Below are 13,564 nucleotides of genomic sequence, written 5' to 3' on the forward strand. Positions count from 1 at the left end.
TCACTATGCTTTCTTACATCATCATGAGGCCAGACAGGCATGGCTACTTTTAGTATTAGCGCAATGGCGGCGCAGTGTGGTGTCACAACAGCAAATATCAGGTCCTGGGAACGCTATGGCCTGCTTCAACCTACCAAAGATGAAGCTGGCAATCGCTTTTATTGCATAGAAGATGCTATCAGAATACAGCATATTATCGACGCGTTAAGCAAAGGCTTTTCATTAAAAGAGATTAAACCTGCCCTCTATGGTGAAGAAACGCATTGCCGCTCGGGATGGTTATTCTACCAGGAAGAGATTTTAGCGCAGTGTAGAAAATTCGAACCCGCCAAATTGCGAAAATTACTCTGGCGTTATGGTCGGGAAATTCCGCCGTGTATCGTCATTGAGTCAATACTGCGTCCTTTACGGCTGTGGTTGTCCGCAGGCGATGATGATGCACGCCGATTTGAAAAGGCATTACTGGATACTGCGATTATTGAATACGCCACGTTCCAGCTAAGTAGCGTACGAAAGGCGCCAGCAGGCACAATGCTTATTGCTGCGTTTTCGCTGAACGACCCCATTGAGCTATGGCTGGAAACGATTAAATATTGTAGTGAAGGTATGCGAGTTGAAGTCATCCCCTGGCAGGCGCCGATGCCCGATCTTTTATCAACGTCTTTCGAGCATATTGTTTTGTGGCATGATGAGACATTAACTCCCGCGCAGGAAAATCTTATTCAGGCTTTAAAAGAATCGGGTAAATTTAGTCTTCATGTGAAAAATGGCTCAGGCTTAACATTACTGCCAGCCGTATATCGGCAGCATGAGATGCCAGAAAGCATGCAGCATGTTGCACCGCAAATCCATGCAAACGGCTACGAAAAATCAGGCACCGCACGTTGAGGCATCTGCATTATTAACGAATAGGGGAGGAGTAACCCCCTCCCTTGTTTATACCCTTCATACTTCAAGTTGCTTATGTGTTGGCTACGGATTACTCGGACCATCCATGGGCCTCGCCCTGACGGGCCGTCGCACGCGACGTTCAAATCTGCTCCCGGCAGATTTGTCGTTCACCCCAGTCACATAGTTATCTATGCTCCTGGGGACTGACTCCCTTGCCGCCTTTAAGCAACTCGAATTATTTTGGGTATATATTAGATGTCGTCAGGTGTCTGAAACAAAACGGCTTCTAAGGCATTACGGTAAATATCAAGCTGCACTACGTCTTTTTCTGTTTCCAGTTTTTCAATAAGTTTGGCGATGATATCCTTATTTGAGACATGCTGCTGCGATTGCAATAGTTCGTAAGTAATTTCCTGAATAGCTCGCTGTTCACATAACATATGTGCAGAAAAAGGATTGCCAGTACTATTTTGTTCGTTGACTAGTGTAATGGTAGTCATATTTCACCATATTCGATGTAAATTGAAGCCGATCTCCCTGAGCGGGGGAGAGAAATTAGTGACCTATTAAAATTAGACCTATATCATAAAACCGTAATAAAAAATCATAAAAACGTGATGTGCATCACATTTGTGTGATTTGTTGTATATTTTATACACTTTAAGTGAAGGGAAGATTCCGTAGAATCAACGGCCTGTTCTTTTTATCACTCCAGTTTCAACGAATAAGCATTAATACCCATCTGTAATAATTACTTAATGTTATCTTAATAAAGGTAAGTTACTGTCAGGCCTCCATAAAAGGAGGTTGATTAATGATTCGTCATATCGCCATTTTTCTTTGTTCTTTATTGATGTGCAGCACCACTTTTGCCGATTCGGTAACGTCGGTATCGCTTGGCGCGCTCTTAACCGCGCTCAATGAACGCATGTTATTAATGAAAGATGTGGCTGCTTATAAAATGAAGCACCATCTGCCGATAGAGGATTTCACGCGTGAACAAAATGTTTTTGCCGAGGCTGAAGAAGAAGCGAAAAATAACGGTCTGGACCCGCATTCGATAACCCCTTTTATTCGTTCGCTAATGGATGCCAGTAAAGCGATACAGTACCGCTATTTAGCGCAGTGGCGAACCGGCTCAGAACCCTCCTTTCCGATACAAACCTTGTCGGTCACCCGGCAACGTATTCGACAACTTGATAATCAAATGTTGATCATTATCAGCCAGCGCTTGATGGTCGGCGCTTTCAGCCACGACGATATGGTGTGGCTGAGAGCGAAGTTTAATGCGCCGAATCTGAATGAGAGCGATATCAGTGATGTGTTGGCAGCCCTGTCTTTGGTGCGACGCGCGCGTTAATACCCCATGAGGAAACGTGGACCAATACCTGGTGATTGCCTGCGGGGGGCGCGATACAAGAACGTTTTTGGGTGATGGGGATATAAGTGTGGCGGAATAGCGGCCTGGAGAGACGTGGTTTCGCTTCCCATCTTCCGGTGCATTCGTTAGCATACTGTTTCGCAGCTAAGCGTAAATGTTTTCAGGAAGAGGTTAATGTGTTCGCGGAGTATGGTGTTCTGAATTATTGGACGTACCTGGTCGGGGCGATTTTTATCGTTCTGGTGCCGGGGCCGAATACGCTTTTTGTGCTTAAAAACAGCGTGGGACGCGGGGTTAAAGGAGGATATCTTGCCGCATGCGGCGTGTTTATCGGCGATGCGATATTAATGTTTCTGGCGTATGCGGGCGTGGCGACGCTGATCAAAACAACGCCGGTTCTGTTTAACATTGTTCGCTATCTCGGCGCGTTTTATCTGCTCTACCTTGGCGCAAAAATTCTTTACGCCACTCTGACCTCAAAAGGGCGTGCGGCGACGGAAACGGTGGTTCCTTTTGGCGCTATTTTTAAGCGTGCTTTAATTCTTAGCCTGACGAATCTTAAAGCCATACTTTTTTATGTTTCCTTTTTTGTGCAATTTATTGATGTTACTGCGCCGCATACTGGGGTGTCATTTTTTATTTTGGCCACCACCCTTGAAATCGTCAGTTTTTGCTATCTGAGCTTTTTAATTCTTTCTGGCGCTTTTGTAACCCACTATATTGGCACCAAAAAGAAACTGGCAAAAGTGGGCAATTCGTTGATTGGCCTTCTTTTCGTCGGATTTGCCGCCCGGCTGGCAACGCTCCAGTCTTAACCCCCTGGACCCGTCGTCAACGGCGGGTCATTGCTCTCCTTTCGGTTTTATGGCGTGGAAAACAGCAAAATAGTAACCAATAAATGGTATTTAAAATGCTGTTTTTGGAGCGTAACCTTTTTACGACAGCGATGAGATTATCGCTGAGTAACCTGCGGGAAGAGGGAAGCAAATGCGGCAAATTCCACAAAATCATATCCATACACGTTCCACGCCCTTCTGGAACAAAGAGACGGCGCCTGCCGGAATTTTCGAACGCCACCTTGATAAGGGAACGCGACCCGGCGTTTATCCTCGCCTCTCGGTGATGCAGGGGGCGGTCAAATATCTCGGATACGCTGATGAACATTGCTCTGAGCCGGAAGAGATCATGGTGATCAATGCCGGCGAGTTTGGCGTGTTTCCTCCGGAAAAGTGGCACAATATTGAGGTCATGACGGATGATACCTATTTTAACATCGACTTTTTTGTCGCGCCGGAAGTACTGATGGAAGGGGCGACCTCACGAAAAGTCATTCATGCCGGGAGAGAATAATAATGGGAAAAGCCACTTATACCGTCACGGTCACGAATAATAGCAACGGCGTCTCTGTGGACTATGAAACGGAAGCACCGATGACGTTGCTGGTACCTGAAGTTGCAGCAGAAGTTGTGAAGGATTTGGTCAATACCGTGCGTTCCTACGATACCGAAAACGAACACGACGTTTGCGGTTGGTAAGGATGTTGCAGTATCTATTTGATATAAAATGATTCTTTAAATGAGAAGCCGCATCGCGCGTCGCCAGCGTGATGCGGTTTTTGCGTATTGAAAAGCGCTGTTTATTTACATCAGACATGGGTTGAAAAGAAACATTAAGAAAACATTAAGAATATCGCATTGTTTGCTAATGAGAGCATATTCATAAAACTTATGATTGGGTATTAAAAACCAGAAGAGTCTTATAATCATGAAACTCGATACCCGATTAACTTCGTCAGCACTTACTCTTGCGCTTGCCGCTGTGGTCATCCCGTTTACGGCGGACTGGCAATTGCCTTTGCTTAACGGCGTGGTGGTCCGATGGATTGAAAACGGACAAGCGTTATGGTTACTGTTTGGGGCGCTATTTACCGCCTGGTATATACGGCCACTTTCCCGTCCCGAAGGGGCAAAGCAGTTTTGGCTATGGGCTGTTGTCTGGTGGGTGGTGCTATTGGGTAGAAGCACCAGTTGGGGGCGTGACTATTTCCCTGACGAGCCGCGTATGCTGTTCAGAACGATTTCAGTGCTATTAATTGCTGCGTTGGTATTGCCAGTCCTGTTTTCTGCCGGGCTACGTAAGGAGATTGTTCGTCGTCTGCGGGACGTTCCTCTGCCATTGTGGCTGTTTACCGTGACGGCATGTTCATATCTGATTTCCGACACTGTCGAGCATCATCGGTGGTTGTCGCCGATATTCCTGCATAACGCTCGCTACACAGATTTGATTGAAGAGCTTTATGAAGTGCCATTTATGATCGGTTTGTTTATGGTGACCGTGGGTTTTATGCAGCAGGACAAGCAGGATGAATGTACTGCGCTGGAGATGACCCCGTATCACGCAAAATAGCGCGGCTGAAAAAGACCATGAATTCGGCATGGGATAGATAGCGGTTAGCAAAAAAAGCCCGCACTCGGTGAGGCGGGCAAATAATACTGGAAGCAATGTGAGCAATGTCGTACCGAACAGGTGGGTTATAAACTCAACCACTCGGTATTGATAAAGATAATCGTTATCATTAATGATTGCAACCCTGATATTTATGCGCTTTTATCCACGACGCTAAAAGGTGATGGATATCACAAACTTCACTTTCCTGACGATGTGCTATTCTTTTTAACGGCAAATAAACCGCTAACGTTAAGACATAAGTGAGGAAAAAATGGGCATTCTTTCATGGATTATTTTTGGACTTATTGCGGGTATTTTGGCTAAGTGGATCATGCTAGGTAAAGATGGCGGCGGATTCTTTATGACGATCATTCTGGGGATCGTTGGTGCGGTAGTCGGAGGATGGATCAGTACGTTCTTTGGCTTTGGCAAAGTGGATGGTTTCAACTTCGGCAGCTTTGCAGTCGCGGTGATCGGCGCGATTGTCGTGCTGTTAATCTACAGAAAAATCAAAAGTTAAACGCAGAACTTTCAGAGATAATAAAGGCTACGACAGGTAGCCTTTATTATTCAAAATAAATTTACCACCAGCCCAGTTCGGTACCCGCCACCGCAATTAGCGCGATGCCCATCAACACCATCGTTGTTTTCCTCATGGTTATGCTCCCGGCGCGGCGTAACCGCCAATAAAAAACCATGCCAAAAATAATATTGCCGTAATGAAAATGACGACAGGGAAGAGGATACCCACTCTCATGCTATGACCTTCACTGTTCAGGGGGCGCCAGAATAGCAGGCTTTTCTCAGCGACAAAAGGTTGGTTGCTTTGTGACAGGGCGTGGCTATTGCTGACTTAACCCGGGATAAACACCCACTAAAGCGCTGACAGAAAGTATGGAAATAGCGTACCCGCCAGGTTATCCTAGACAAAATATCGCTTTAAGGAGTCGTTATGAAATTTACGTGGATTGCGTTGCCAGGCGTATTGCTGCTGAGCGCTTGTTCATCGTCGCAACCCAACGCCCCCAGGCCGCCGCGTATTGGGATGCCTAATCCGGCAGCCGTCTACTGTGAGCAACAGGGCGGTACGCTGATGCCGGTGCAGACCCCACAAGGCGTGCGTTCCGATTGCAAATTGCCCAATGGCGAAATCATTGATGAGTGGGCATTATGGCGCAGAGAGCACCCTGATACGAAAAAGTGACAACCTGCGGTCCGACGGGATATGATTAAGAACAATCTGATAATGAGTTTCATGCGGCGCAAGAAAATATGTTTCAGTTAAAGCCGGGCGCGTTGGCAATAGTTATTGGCGCTAAGACACCCGCCGGACGGCGGAATATTGGTAAATCGGTTGAGCTATTTTGCCTGTGCCAACCCGGAGATGAATTCATTAATCCGGTAAATGGACACGTCACCTTACTGCCGAAAGAAGCGCCTCGGGCGCTGTGGCTGGTTACGGGCGACGTAGCCTCCGCCGATGGTCAGCACGGTTTTGCCTGGGTGCGAGCAGAACATTTGATGCCGTTGTCCCCGGACAGACAACCAGGCCAGGCGGCGGCACGACAATCACAGCTCTCGTAGCCACTCTGCCAGCACAATGGCATGGTTCTGGCGAGTATCTTTAGCGGCGTATAGCAACGTTAGCGGCTGGTGTCGGGCAATATCCGCCAGCCGTTTGCCTTCGTGATGCTGTTGCGCAAGTTCTGCCCGGTATTGCTGCGCGAAGTGGTTAAAATCAATCAGTTCGCTATGAAAGGCTTTGCGCAATTCGGTGGAGGGCGTAATGGCCTTATTCCATTCATCATAGACCAGCGCCGATTTTTTAATGCCGCGTGGCCATAGCCTGTCAACCAATACCCGATAACCATCGTCTTTTTCCGCCGGGAAATAGACGCGCTTACACTGGATTCGCATTTTTCCCTCCTGTGATGGTGTCGCTTACGGTACTTTTGTCGGATAGCGGTAATGATTTTAATGGATCAGGCCTGATAAACGAAGCGTCATCAGGCATTCAAGTGGATATCAGGTTTATTTATGACGCTATCTCTCGATCGCGTCCGGCGTAGAGGCCGAAAATCGCCATGATGATAGCCAGAACCGTTACGCCCGATAGCGGCAGATACCAGCTACCGCTGGCATCATGAAGTTTTCCCATGACGGGCGGCCCACATGCCGCCAGTAAATACCCGACCGACTGCGCCATGCCGGAAAGCGCCGCCGCCTGATGCGCCGAACTGGCGCGCAGGCCGATAAACGTCAGGCCGAGGATCATCGTCGCGCCTGAACCGAAGCCGAACAGTAGCGTCCAGATGATCGCCTAGCCCGGCACAAACCAAAGCCCCGCCGCGCCCACTGCGCACAAGAGTGAGACCAGCGCGGCAATCCAGCGTTGATCGTTAAAGCGAGGCAAAATAAGCGGAATGGCTAACCCAGGCGCCGCGGTCGCCAGTTGCAGCAGGCCATGTAGCGATCCTGCCTGTGCTTCGCTGTAACCGTGGCTGATGAGTATTGTTGGTAACCAGCCGATGATCACATAATAAATCAGTGAGTTAAGTCCCAGAAACAATGTAACTTGCCAGGCTAAAGGCGAACGCCAGATACCGCGTTCATGTAATGCCCGGGAGCTACTCAGGTTAGCTGTGCGAGTAGTGCGCCACTGCGGCAACCAGATAAGAAACGCCAACAGCGGAAACAGCATCAGCATTAACAGCGCGCCGCGCCAGCCAAAACCGTGCAACGCCAGCGGAACCACCAGCGCAGACCCCAACGCGGCGGCGGCGCCCATCGTCAATGAGTACGCGCCCGTCAGCCTGGCGACATGTTGTGAAAAATCGCGCTTAATCAATCCTGGTAGCAGCACATTACCCAGCGCTATCCCGCACCCAATAATGGCAGTTCCGGCAAACAACAATGCAGCGGAGGGCAGGGAGCGGAGAGCAATACCCGCGCAAATCAGCAGCATTGCGGCAAACAGACTGCGTTCCATCCCAAACCGGCGGGCAATACCGGCCGCCAGCGGCGAAACCAGTGCAAACGCCAGAAGCGGCAAGGTTGTTAGCAGGCCCGTCTGGGCGGTGGAAAGACCGTAATCCGAACGGATTGTCTCCAGCAACGGCGCAGCGCCGGTAAATGTTACGCGCAGCGTAGTGGCTATCATCAAAATACCGGCAATCAGTAAAGCGCCCTGTTTGCCGCGTGGAGAAAGGGTTGTCGTCATCGTTTTCTCATCTCGTCAGGCGAGGCGATACCTTAACAGTTTTTACTGTTTGGATGAATCAAGCTAAAATGACAATTTATCGCTAAAATCGGACAATATAATGATTGGCCTGAGACTGGACGGTTACGATCCCGACCTTCACCACGATGCCGCTGTGGCCTTTTGTATTCGCGCCAGGGATGATGAACTGTTTAGCCCTCGCCATCAGCATCGCAAGGGACAGTTGATTCTCGCTCTGCACGGCGCGATCACCTGCGAGGTGGAAAATGCGATGTGGATGGTGCCGCCCCAGTATGCCGTCTGGCTCCCTGGCTCGCTGCCGCACAGTAATCATGTGACCGCAGGGGCGGAGCTGTGCTTTTTATTTATTGAACCTGCGGCGGTCGTCATGTCGGAGCGTTGCTGCACGCTGAAAATTTCGCCGTTATGCCGGGAGTTGATTTTGTCGCTGGCGCGCAGAACCGATCCCGAAAGAGCGCAAATGCCAACGCAGCGCCTTATTCAAGTGTTGTTTGATGAACTGCCGCAGCAGCCGCAGGAACAATTGCAATTACCGGTATCAGGGCATCCGAAAATTCGCCAAATGGTTGAGACAATGGCGCAGGAGCCCGCGCGATGGAATACGTTAGGGCAGTGGGCCAGCGTATTCGCGATGAGCGAGCGTAACCTTGCCCGGCTGGTCGTCAAAGAGACGGGACTAAGCTTTCGTCGCTGGCGTCATCAGTTGCAATTAATCCTGGCGCTACAAGCGCTGATCGCGGGACGTAATGTACAACAGACGGCGCAAATGCTGGGTTATGATTCCACCACGGCATTCATTACCATGTTTAAAAAAGGCCTGGGGCAGACCCCAGGCCAGTATCTGACGGGCGAGTTACTGCTTCCCCACAATTAAAGAGACCAGCCCCGCCGCAATCAGTGGGCCGACCGGCACGCCGCGAAACAGCGCGACGCCAAGTACCGTACCGACCAGCAGCCCGGCGACGAGCTGCGGTTGGTTTCCCATCAGCGTAATGCCGCGACCGCCCAGCCAGGAGACGAAAACGCCGACAGCAATCGCGACCAGCGATTTCCAGTTCACAAAAGAGTGGATCAATGTGGAGGACGGTAGGGTTCCGCTGGCGATGGGGGCCATCACGCCGATGGTCAGAATGATAATCCCGACGGTGAGCCCCTGTTTTTCAATCCAGGGAAAAAAGGTATTCAACGGGGTTACGCGGACAATAATCAGCACCAGAATTGAGACGGCGACAGTGGTGTTGTGGCTAATAAATCCCAGAGCTGCCAGTCCGAGCAGGATCAGCAGAGTGACATCAAACATTATGGTTTCCTTGCCAAAAAGTAAGCCTGACTACTTTACGCCCAAACGGGAAAGCGCACAGGCCTTTTTAACGATTGATGCGGATTTCAGGCAACTGCCTGAAAGACAATTTCTACGTGAAAAACGGCGTTGTCATTAAATTGCCATCAACGCCGCGTATTGCTAACAGGTGAACCGTCATTGTTGTCTTCCTGAGGATACAATTATGTACGATCCACCGTTTCTTGAAGCGCTGATGATAACAGCGTCGTTTTTCGCCATTTTTATCATTATTGTTGTGTCTGTATTGCTCCTTGAAGGGGACTAAGCCGTTGGCGATGACTGAAAGCGGCGGAAGACTGCCAGTTCTGGTCGGGCGATGCGCAGATAGTCCTGTGTATTCATAATGACTGATTTTTCCAGCAGGCCGGCATTAAAGGCAATTTCATCGAAACGCTCAAACAGGAGCGGATCGGCGACCAGTTTCAGATTAGGGTGAAAACTGAAAGGCGGGATCGCGCCAAAAACGCAGCCGGTCAGCATATCGACTTCCGCCGGGCTGGCAAGGGAAGCGCGTAAGCCGCCCAGATGTGAAGCAAGCTGAGAGAGGTCGGCTTGCTGATCGGCCGCCAGAATAGCAAGAACGTGCTGGTTGACGCCGTTGCCTTTGACTTTACAGACCAGCGCTTTTGCGCCCTGGCCCAGCGCAGTACCGCGTATTTCAGATACCGCTTCGCATTTCCCTACCGCTTCATGGTTCACCACACGATAGCGCGCGTTCTCCTGGGTTAATAAAGCCACTAAACGTTGGTGTGTAGCGACACCCTTCGCGACTTCAGTCATTTCGGCCATTTCTCACTCCTGGTGCAATATGAACATTTACTGCGAAGCACTATGATGAACGATGTTGTTTTTGTTGTTTGTTCAGATAGAGCTGCGCATCGGAAGCCTGGTAGGCATCATTAATCGTATCATTGGGCTGCATATTATAAATCCCGGCAGAAAAATGGACTGTCTTATCCGGTGCGATAATTTGCAGGTTACGAATAATACGCTCCGGCAGATGGATAGCCAAATCCGCCGCGTAATCAACAAGAATAATACAGAACTCATCGCCGCCGAGGCGAATGGCGTAATCGCTTTTACGAATCGATGTTTTAATCGCTTTCGCCAACAGGGTTATAATTCGGTCGCCTTCCTGGTGCCCCTGGGTATCGTTGATCAGTTTTAACCTATCGCAATCAATAGCGACAAATGTCACCGGCGTCCCGGCATTGACCAGGCGTTGCAGTCGCTGTTCCAGCTCCGGTGTTAATATTTTACGGTTGTAAAGCCCGGTCATGGCATCGCTAATATTTTCGCGTGTGACGTTGCGATAAAGCCGAAAGTGCATCCGTACCATATTAAGCAGGAGCGCCGTTGCCAGTAAGTAAAAGGCCAGCGCTTTCCAGGACGAGACAAGGAAATAGGTTAAATCAAGGGACAACGAAACGCGCAGTCCACCCGGGATATCATGGCTATAATTCACATATTGAAACAGATTATTTTTGCTTTGATTAATAATAATTTCTTTTCCGGAGTCCATATCCTTTAGTGTTACGTTAAGATAACGCCAAACCAGCGGACGGTCCTAGGTATAAAAAATATTTTTTAAATTATCCTGGTTAACATCCACCATCACGATACCTTTTAACGTTCCCGCCAGATAGACTGGCGTTAAAAAGCTCATGACGTTTTCCTGGGTAATATCATCCATGTAAATACTTGAAATAACCGTACGGCCGGTAAAAAGTTTATCTATATCTTTTCTGTTAATACCCATTGTGCCTTTTTGTAAAAAAGTCCAACGATGCATGGCGAAGCGCCGTGAGTTGATTAAATCATAGAAATAGACATAATGTTTATTTAAATCAACGTAATAACGGAATTTAAGCTCCAGTGTGCCCAGCCCATGACTGTGGTCGTCCTGCGAACGGTTGATGCTTACCGCCTGATCAAATGCAGGCAGTAAAAGGGCGTCATCAAGATTATCGGTACATTGTGTAGCGGCAGTTTGCAGAGTGCCATGTAGCGCCGGGTAATTATGCCGGGTCAGGTTGACACCGTGCGTACCGTTAATAGCCTCAAAGGCGTCGCAAAAAGCGCGGCGTTTTTCTGCGGTGACGGGGTCTCCCGGCGCTTCAAAAGTTCGCATCAAATGTGCGGCGATGCTTTGATTCTGGTACTTATCGTACAAAAACGACGAATCGGCTCTCTCCATGATATAACGCATATAGGCATTCATTGCCCTGTCGCTGGCAATAAGTTCGTAAATCAGGAAGGACGATGTCAAAACGATGACGCTTGCCGAGATAAAGTGCCTGAGCGCTTTATGATGCAAATTCATGATGAACTACAGCCCTGAAAGTCGGATGCGTTAGTTTACCATAGCGATGAGAATTCCTCTAATAGACTGTTTAAAAATAAAACGTGTTGATGTTATGGAATAAAAATCATTCTCGATTTAATAAATTCAATAATATATGGTGTTGATATTTTCAGTCGTGACTATTGTCGCAAAAAGTAAATTGTTAATTAACGGCATCGATTTAACACTAACGAAAATAAAATAGCCTTTATTACGTGAAAGGAGTGTGAAGTGGTAAGGATAATAATGTACTTCCGTTCGGAGGCACTATGAAACGATTTAAAGAAATGGCAACAATTTTTCTTTTTGCATTGCTGGCTGCGGGGTTCACGTCGTCTGCTATGGCAGCGTCGGGTAGTGATAGCCCGTGGGATTTTGATTTTTCGGGTCCATGGCTTTTTTGTAAGCTGCAAAAACCTGATTCTCTGCAATTACCGCCACCTTTTGGTGAGTATTGCTGGCATTAATAAATCCATAGTATTTCAGTGATAAGTCGGCGCATGTAAGGTTAATCCAGTCAGGAGATATACAGGTTTACGGCTATTGTAGTGGTAGTATGTATAATTGCCTTGTTAGTGATAAATCAGCCCGTGACTCATTACGGGCTGATTTATGGTTATGCGCTTTGATTGGCGCTCTGTTTCTGAAACAATTCGCGGAATACCGGATAAATATCCTCCTGATCGCGAATATGCTGCATGGCGAAGTTATCGAACGTCGCCTGCAGATGTTCATACTCGCGCCATAAGGTCTGGTGGGCGCGGCGGGTAATCTCAATATAGCTGTAATAGCGCACTACCGGCAGCAGCTTTTTCGCCAGAATCTCATGGCACAGCGGTGAGTCGTCGGCCCAGTTATCACCGTCTGACGCTTGTGCCGCATAGATGTTCCACTGACCGGGGTCGTAGCGCTCTTTAACCACTTCATCCATGAGTTTAAGCGCGCTGGAGACAATCGTCCCCCCGGTCTCTTGCGAATAAAAGAACTCATGTTCGTCCACTTCCTTCGCCTGGGTATGGTGGCGGATATAAACCACTTCTACGTTCTTATACGTTCGGCTCAAAAACAGATAGAGCAGAATGTAAAAACGCTTGGCCATATCTTTGGTTGCCTGGTCCATCGAACCCGAGACGTCCATCAGACAGAACATCACCGCCTGGCTGGAGGGCTCAGGCCGTTTTTCATAATTTTTATAGCGTAAATCAAAGGTGTCTATAAACGGCACTCGCTCGATTTTAGCCCGTAGTTCGGCAATCTCCCGACGTAACCGCTCCTCTTCAAGCAGTTGCGCTGGTTCGCTGTGGCTGATGGTCTCCAGTTCCGTTTCCAGGGCGTGCAGTTCGCGGCGTTTTCCTGCCGTCATTGCTGTACGGCGCGCCAGAGAGTTTTGTAGCGAACGTACCACGCTGATATTGGTCGGCACGCCGTTTGAGGTGAAACCGGCGCGGTGAGTTTTATACTCGTTAAGCTGGCGATGCTGGTTTTTTTTCAGATTAGGCAGTGCTAAATCTTCAAAGAGCAGATCCAGATACTCATCTTTTGAAATCTGAAAAACAAACTCATCCTGGCCTTCGCCGTCCTGGCTGGCCTGACCTTGACCGCTGCCGGAACCGCCGCCGCCACCGCCTTGCGGACGCTCAATGCGATCATTCTGGATAAAGTGATCGTTACCCGGATGGACGCGATGGCGCAGACCGCCGCGCCCCTGATGAAACATCGGTTCGCTAATATCATCGGTTGGAATAGAGACGGACTCTCCGCTGTCGACATCGGTCACTGAGCGTTTATTAATCGCTTCGGAAATTGACTGCTTAATTTGTGCTTTATAACGGCGCAAAAAGCGCTGGCGATTCACCGTGCTTTTATTTTTGCCGTTAAGACGTCGGTCTATGAACCAGGTCATATGCCCCCCGTACT

18 protein-coding genes and 3 pseudogenes are annotated in these 13,564 nt (G+C 48.8%); 12 read left to right on the top strand and 9 right to left on the bottom strand.

Features of this window, described 5'->3' with window-relative positions:
• Window positions 1–39 precede the first annotated feature (39 nt).
• The gene (locus ACFK9X_RS10580; protein ID WP_000190263.1) at window positions 40–888 is read left to right on the top strand and encodes a MerR family transcriptional regulator; all 849 of its coding nucleotides are present in this window, start codon (window positions 40–42) and stop codon (window positions 886–888) included.
• Between the two features lie 254 nt (window positions 889–1,142).
• Here the strand turns inward: ACFK9X_RS10580 and ACFK9X_RS10585 are convergent, their stop codons facing one another.
• On the bottom strand, window positions 1,143–1,391 hold the full coding sequence (locus tag ACFK9X_RS10585; RefSeq protein ID WP_000208086.1) for a biofilm/acid-resistance regulator YmgB/AriR: 249 nt from the start codon (window positions 1,389–1,391) through the stop codon (window positions 1,143–1,145).
• Window positions 1,392–1,469: 78 nt separating this feature from the next.
• Window positions 1,470–1,594: pseudogene (locus tag ACFK9X_RS10590) on the bottom strand (hypothetical protein); the annotation flags it as partial.
• A gap of 111 nt (window positions 1,595–1,705) precedes the next feature.
• Here ACFK9X_RS10590 and ACFK9X_RS10595 point away from each other — a divergent pair.
• From ACFK9X_RS10595 to ACFK9X_RS10620, 6 genes are all read left to right on the top strand, one after another.
• On the top strand, window positions 1,706–2,251 hold the full coding sequence (locus tag ACFK9X_RS10595) for a chorismate mutase (protein ID WP_023260149.1): 546 nt from the start codon (window positions 1,706–1,708) through the stop codon (window positions 2,249–2,251).
• A 197-nt stretch (window positions 2,252–2,448) separates the two neighbouring features.
• Entirely contained in the window at window positions 2,449–3,087 is a 639-nt protein-coding gene (gene leuE, locus ACFK9X_RS10600) for a leucine efflux protein LeuE (protein ID WP_151116371.1), read from the top strand.
• 172 nt (window positions 3,088–3,259) lie between these two features.
• Window positions 3,260–3,622 carry a DUF1971 domain-containing protein YeaR gene (gene yeaR, locus ACFK9X_RS10605; RefSeq protein WP_001248993.1) on the top strand — a complete coding sequence of 121 codons (363 nt, stop codon included), beginning with the start codon at window positions 3,260–3,262 and terminating at the stop codon, window positions 3,620–3,622.
• 2 nt (window positions 3,623–3,624) lie between these two features.
• A complete protein-coding gene (locus tag ACFK9X_RS10610; protein ID WP_000513733.1) occupies window positions 3,625–3,807 on the top strand; it encodes a DUF1869 domain-containing protein in 183 nt (60 codons plus the stop codon).
• A 229-nt stretch (window positions 3,808–4,036) separates the two neighbouring features.
• Window positions 4,037–4,678: a membrane protein gene (locus ACFK9X_RS10615; RefSeq protein ID WP_020438048.1), complete on the top strand. Its 642-nt coding sequence runs from the start codon at window positions 4,037–4,039 to the stop codon at window positions 4,676–4,678.
• Window positions 4,679–4,991: 313 nt separating this feature from the next.
• Window positions 4,992–5,240: a GlsB/YeaQ/YmgE family stress response membrane protein gene (locus tag ACFK9X_RS10620; RefSeq protein WP_151116373.1), complete on the top strand. Its 249-nt coding sequence runs from the start codon at window positions 4,992–4,994 to the stop codon at window positions 5,238–5,240.
• Between the two features lie 138 nt (window positions 5,241–5,378).
• Here ACFK9X_RS10620 and ACFK9X_RS10625 read toward each other — a convergent pair whose 3' ends face one another.
• On the bottom strand, window positions 5,379–5,477 hold the full coding sequence (locus ACFK9X_RS10625) for a YoaK family small membrane protein (protein WP_001589065.1): 99 nt from the start codon (window positions 5,475–5,477) through the stop codon (window positions 5,379–5,381).
• A gap of 195 nt (window positions 5,478–5,672) precedes the next feature.
• On the opposite strand from ACFK9X_RS10625, the gene ACFK9X_RS10630 reads away from it, so the two are divergent.
• A complete protein-coding gene (locus ACFK9X_RS10630) occupies window positions 5,673–5,924 on the top strand; it encodes a DUF333 domain-containing protein (protein WP_000673491.1) in 252 nt (83 codons plus the stop codon).
• A 68-nt stretch (window positions 5,925–5,992) separates the two neighbouring features.
• Window positions 5,993–6,304, top strand: coding sequence for a hypothetical protein (locus tag ACFK9X_RS10635; RefSeq protein ID WP_000487129.1), 312 nt, complete (start codon window positions 5,993–5,995; stop codon window positions 6,302–6,304).
• Here ACFK9X_RS10635 and ACFK9X_RS10640 read toward each other — a convergent pair.
• Both ACFK9X_RS10640 and ACFK9X_RS10645 read right to left on the bottom strand, forming a co-directional pair.
• On the bottom strand, window positions 6,290–6,637 hold the full coding sequence (locus tag ACFK9X_RS10640) for a DUF488 domain-containing protein (protein WP_001222530.1): 348 nt from the start codon (window positions 6,635–6,637) through the stop codon (window positions 6,290–6,292). The genes ACFK9X_RS10635 and ACFK9X_RS10640 overlap by 15 nt on opposite strands.
• A gap of 118 nt (window positions 6,638–6,755) precedes the next feature.
• Window positions 6,756–7,940 (bottom strand): annotated as a pseudogene (locus ACFK9X_RS10645) (CynX/NimT family MFS transporter).
• 100 nt (window positions 7,941–8,040) lie between these two features.
• Between ACFK9X_RS10645 and ACFK9X_RS10650 the strand changes: the two are divergent.
• Complete coding sequence (locus ACFK9X_RS10650; RefSeq protein ID WP_151116375.1) at window positions 8,041–8,835, top strand: helix-turn-helix transcriptional regulator; 795 nt, start codon at window positions 8,041–8,043, stop codon at window positions 8,833–8,835.
• Here the strand turns inward: ACFK9X_RS10650 and ACFK9X_RS10655 are convergent.
• Complete coding sequence (locus ACFK9X_RS10655) at window positions 8,815–9,261, bottom strand: DUF441 domain-containing protein (RefSeq protein WP_151116377.1); 447 nt, start codon at window positions 9,259–9,261, stop codon at window positions 8,815–8,817. The genes ACFK9X_RS10650 and ACFK9X_RS10655 overlap by 21 nt on opposite strands.
• A 205-nt stretch (window positions 9,262–9,466) precedes the next feature.
• Here ACFK9X_RS10655 and yoaI point away from each other — a divergent pair, with 205 nt between their 5' ends.
• Entirely contained in the window at window positions 9,467–9,568 is a 102-nt protein-coding gene (gene yoaI, locus ACFK9X_RS10660) for a small membrane protein YoaI (RefSeq protein ID WP_000272238.1), read from the top strand.
• Here the strand turns inward: yoaI and ACFK9X_RS10665 are convergent.
• A complete protein-coding gene (locus tag ACFK9X_RS10665) occupies window positions 9,565–10,083 on the bottom strand; it encodes a YbaK/prolyl-tRNA synthetase associated domain-containing protein (RefSeq protein ID WP_010989016.1) in 519 nt (172 codons plus the stop codon). The genes yoaI and ACFK9X_RS10665 overlap by 4 nt on opposite strands.
• Window positions 10,084–10,132: 49 nt before the next feature.
• Window positions 10,133–11,626: pseudogene (gene dgcJ / locus ACFK9X_RS10670) on the bottom strand (diguanylate cyclase DgcJ).
• Window positions 11,627–11,916: 290 nt separating this feature from the next.
• Here dgcJ and ACFK9X_RS10675 point away from each other — a divergent pair.
• Complete coding sequence (locus ACFK9X_RS10675) at window positions 11,917–12,114, top strand: hypothetical protein (protein WP_001805136.1); 198 nt, start codon at window positions 11,917–11,919, stop codon at window positions 12,112–12,114.
• Window positions 12,115–12,263: 149 nt separating this feature from the next.
• Here ACFK9X_RS10675 and ACFK9X_RS10680 read toward each other — a convergent pair whose 3' ends face one another.
• The gene (locus ACFK9X_RS10680; RefSeq protein ID WP_151116379.1) at window positions 12,264–13,550 is read right to left on the bottom strand and encodes a YeaH/YhbH family protein; all 1,287 of its coding nucleotides are present in this window, start codon (window positions 13,548–13,550) and stop codon (window positions 12,264–12,266) included.
• Between the last annotated feature and the right edge of the window lie 14 nt (window positions 13,551–13,564).

The organism is Salmonella sp. WC3 (assembly GCF_042932255.1).
GTDB lineage: Bacteria > Pseudomonadota > Gammaproteobacteria > Enterobacterales > Enterobacteriaceae > Salmonella > Salmonella enterica.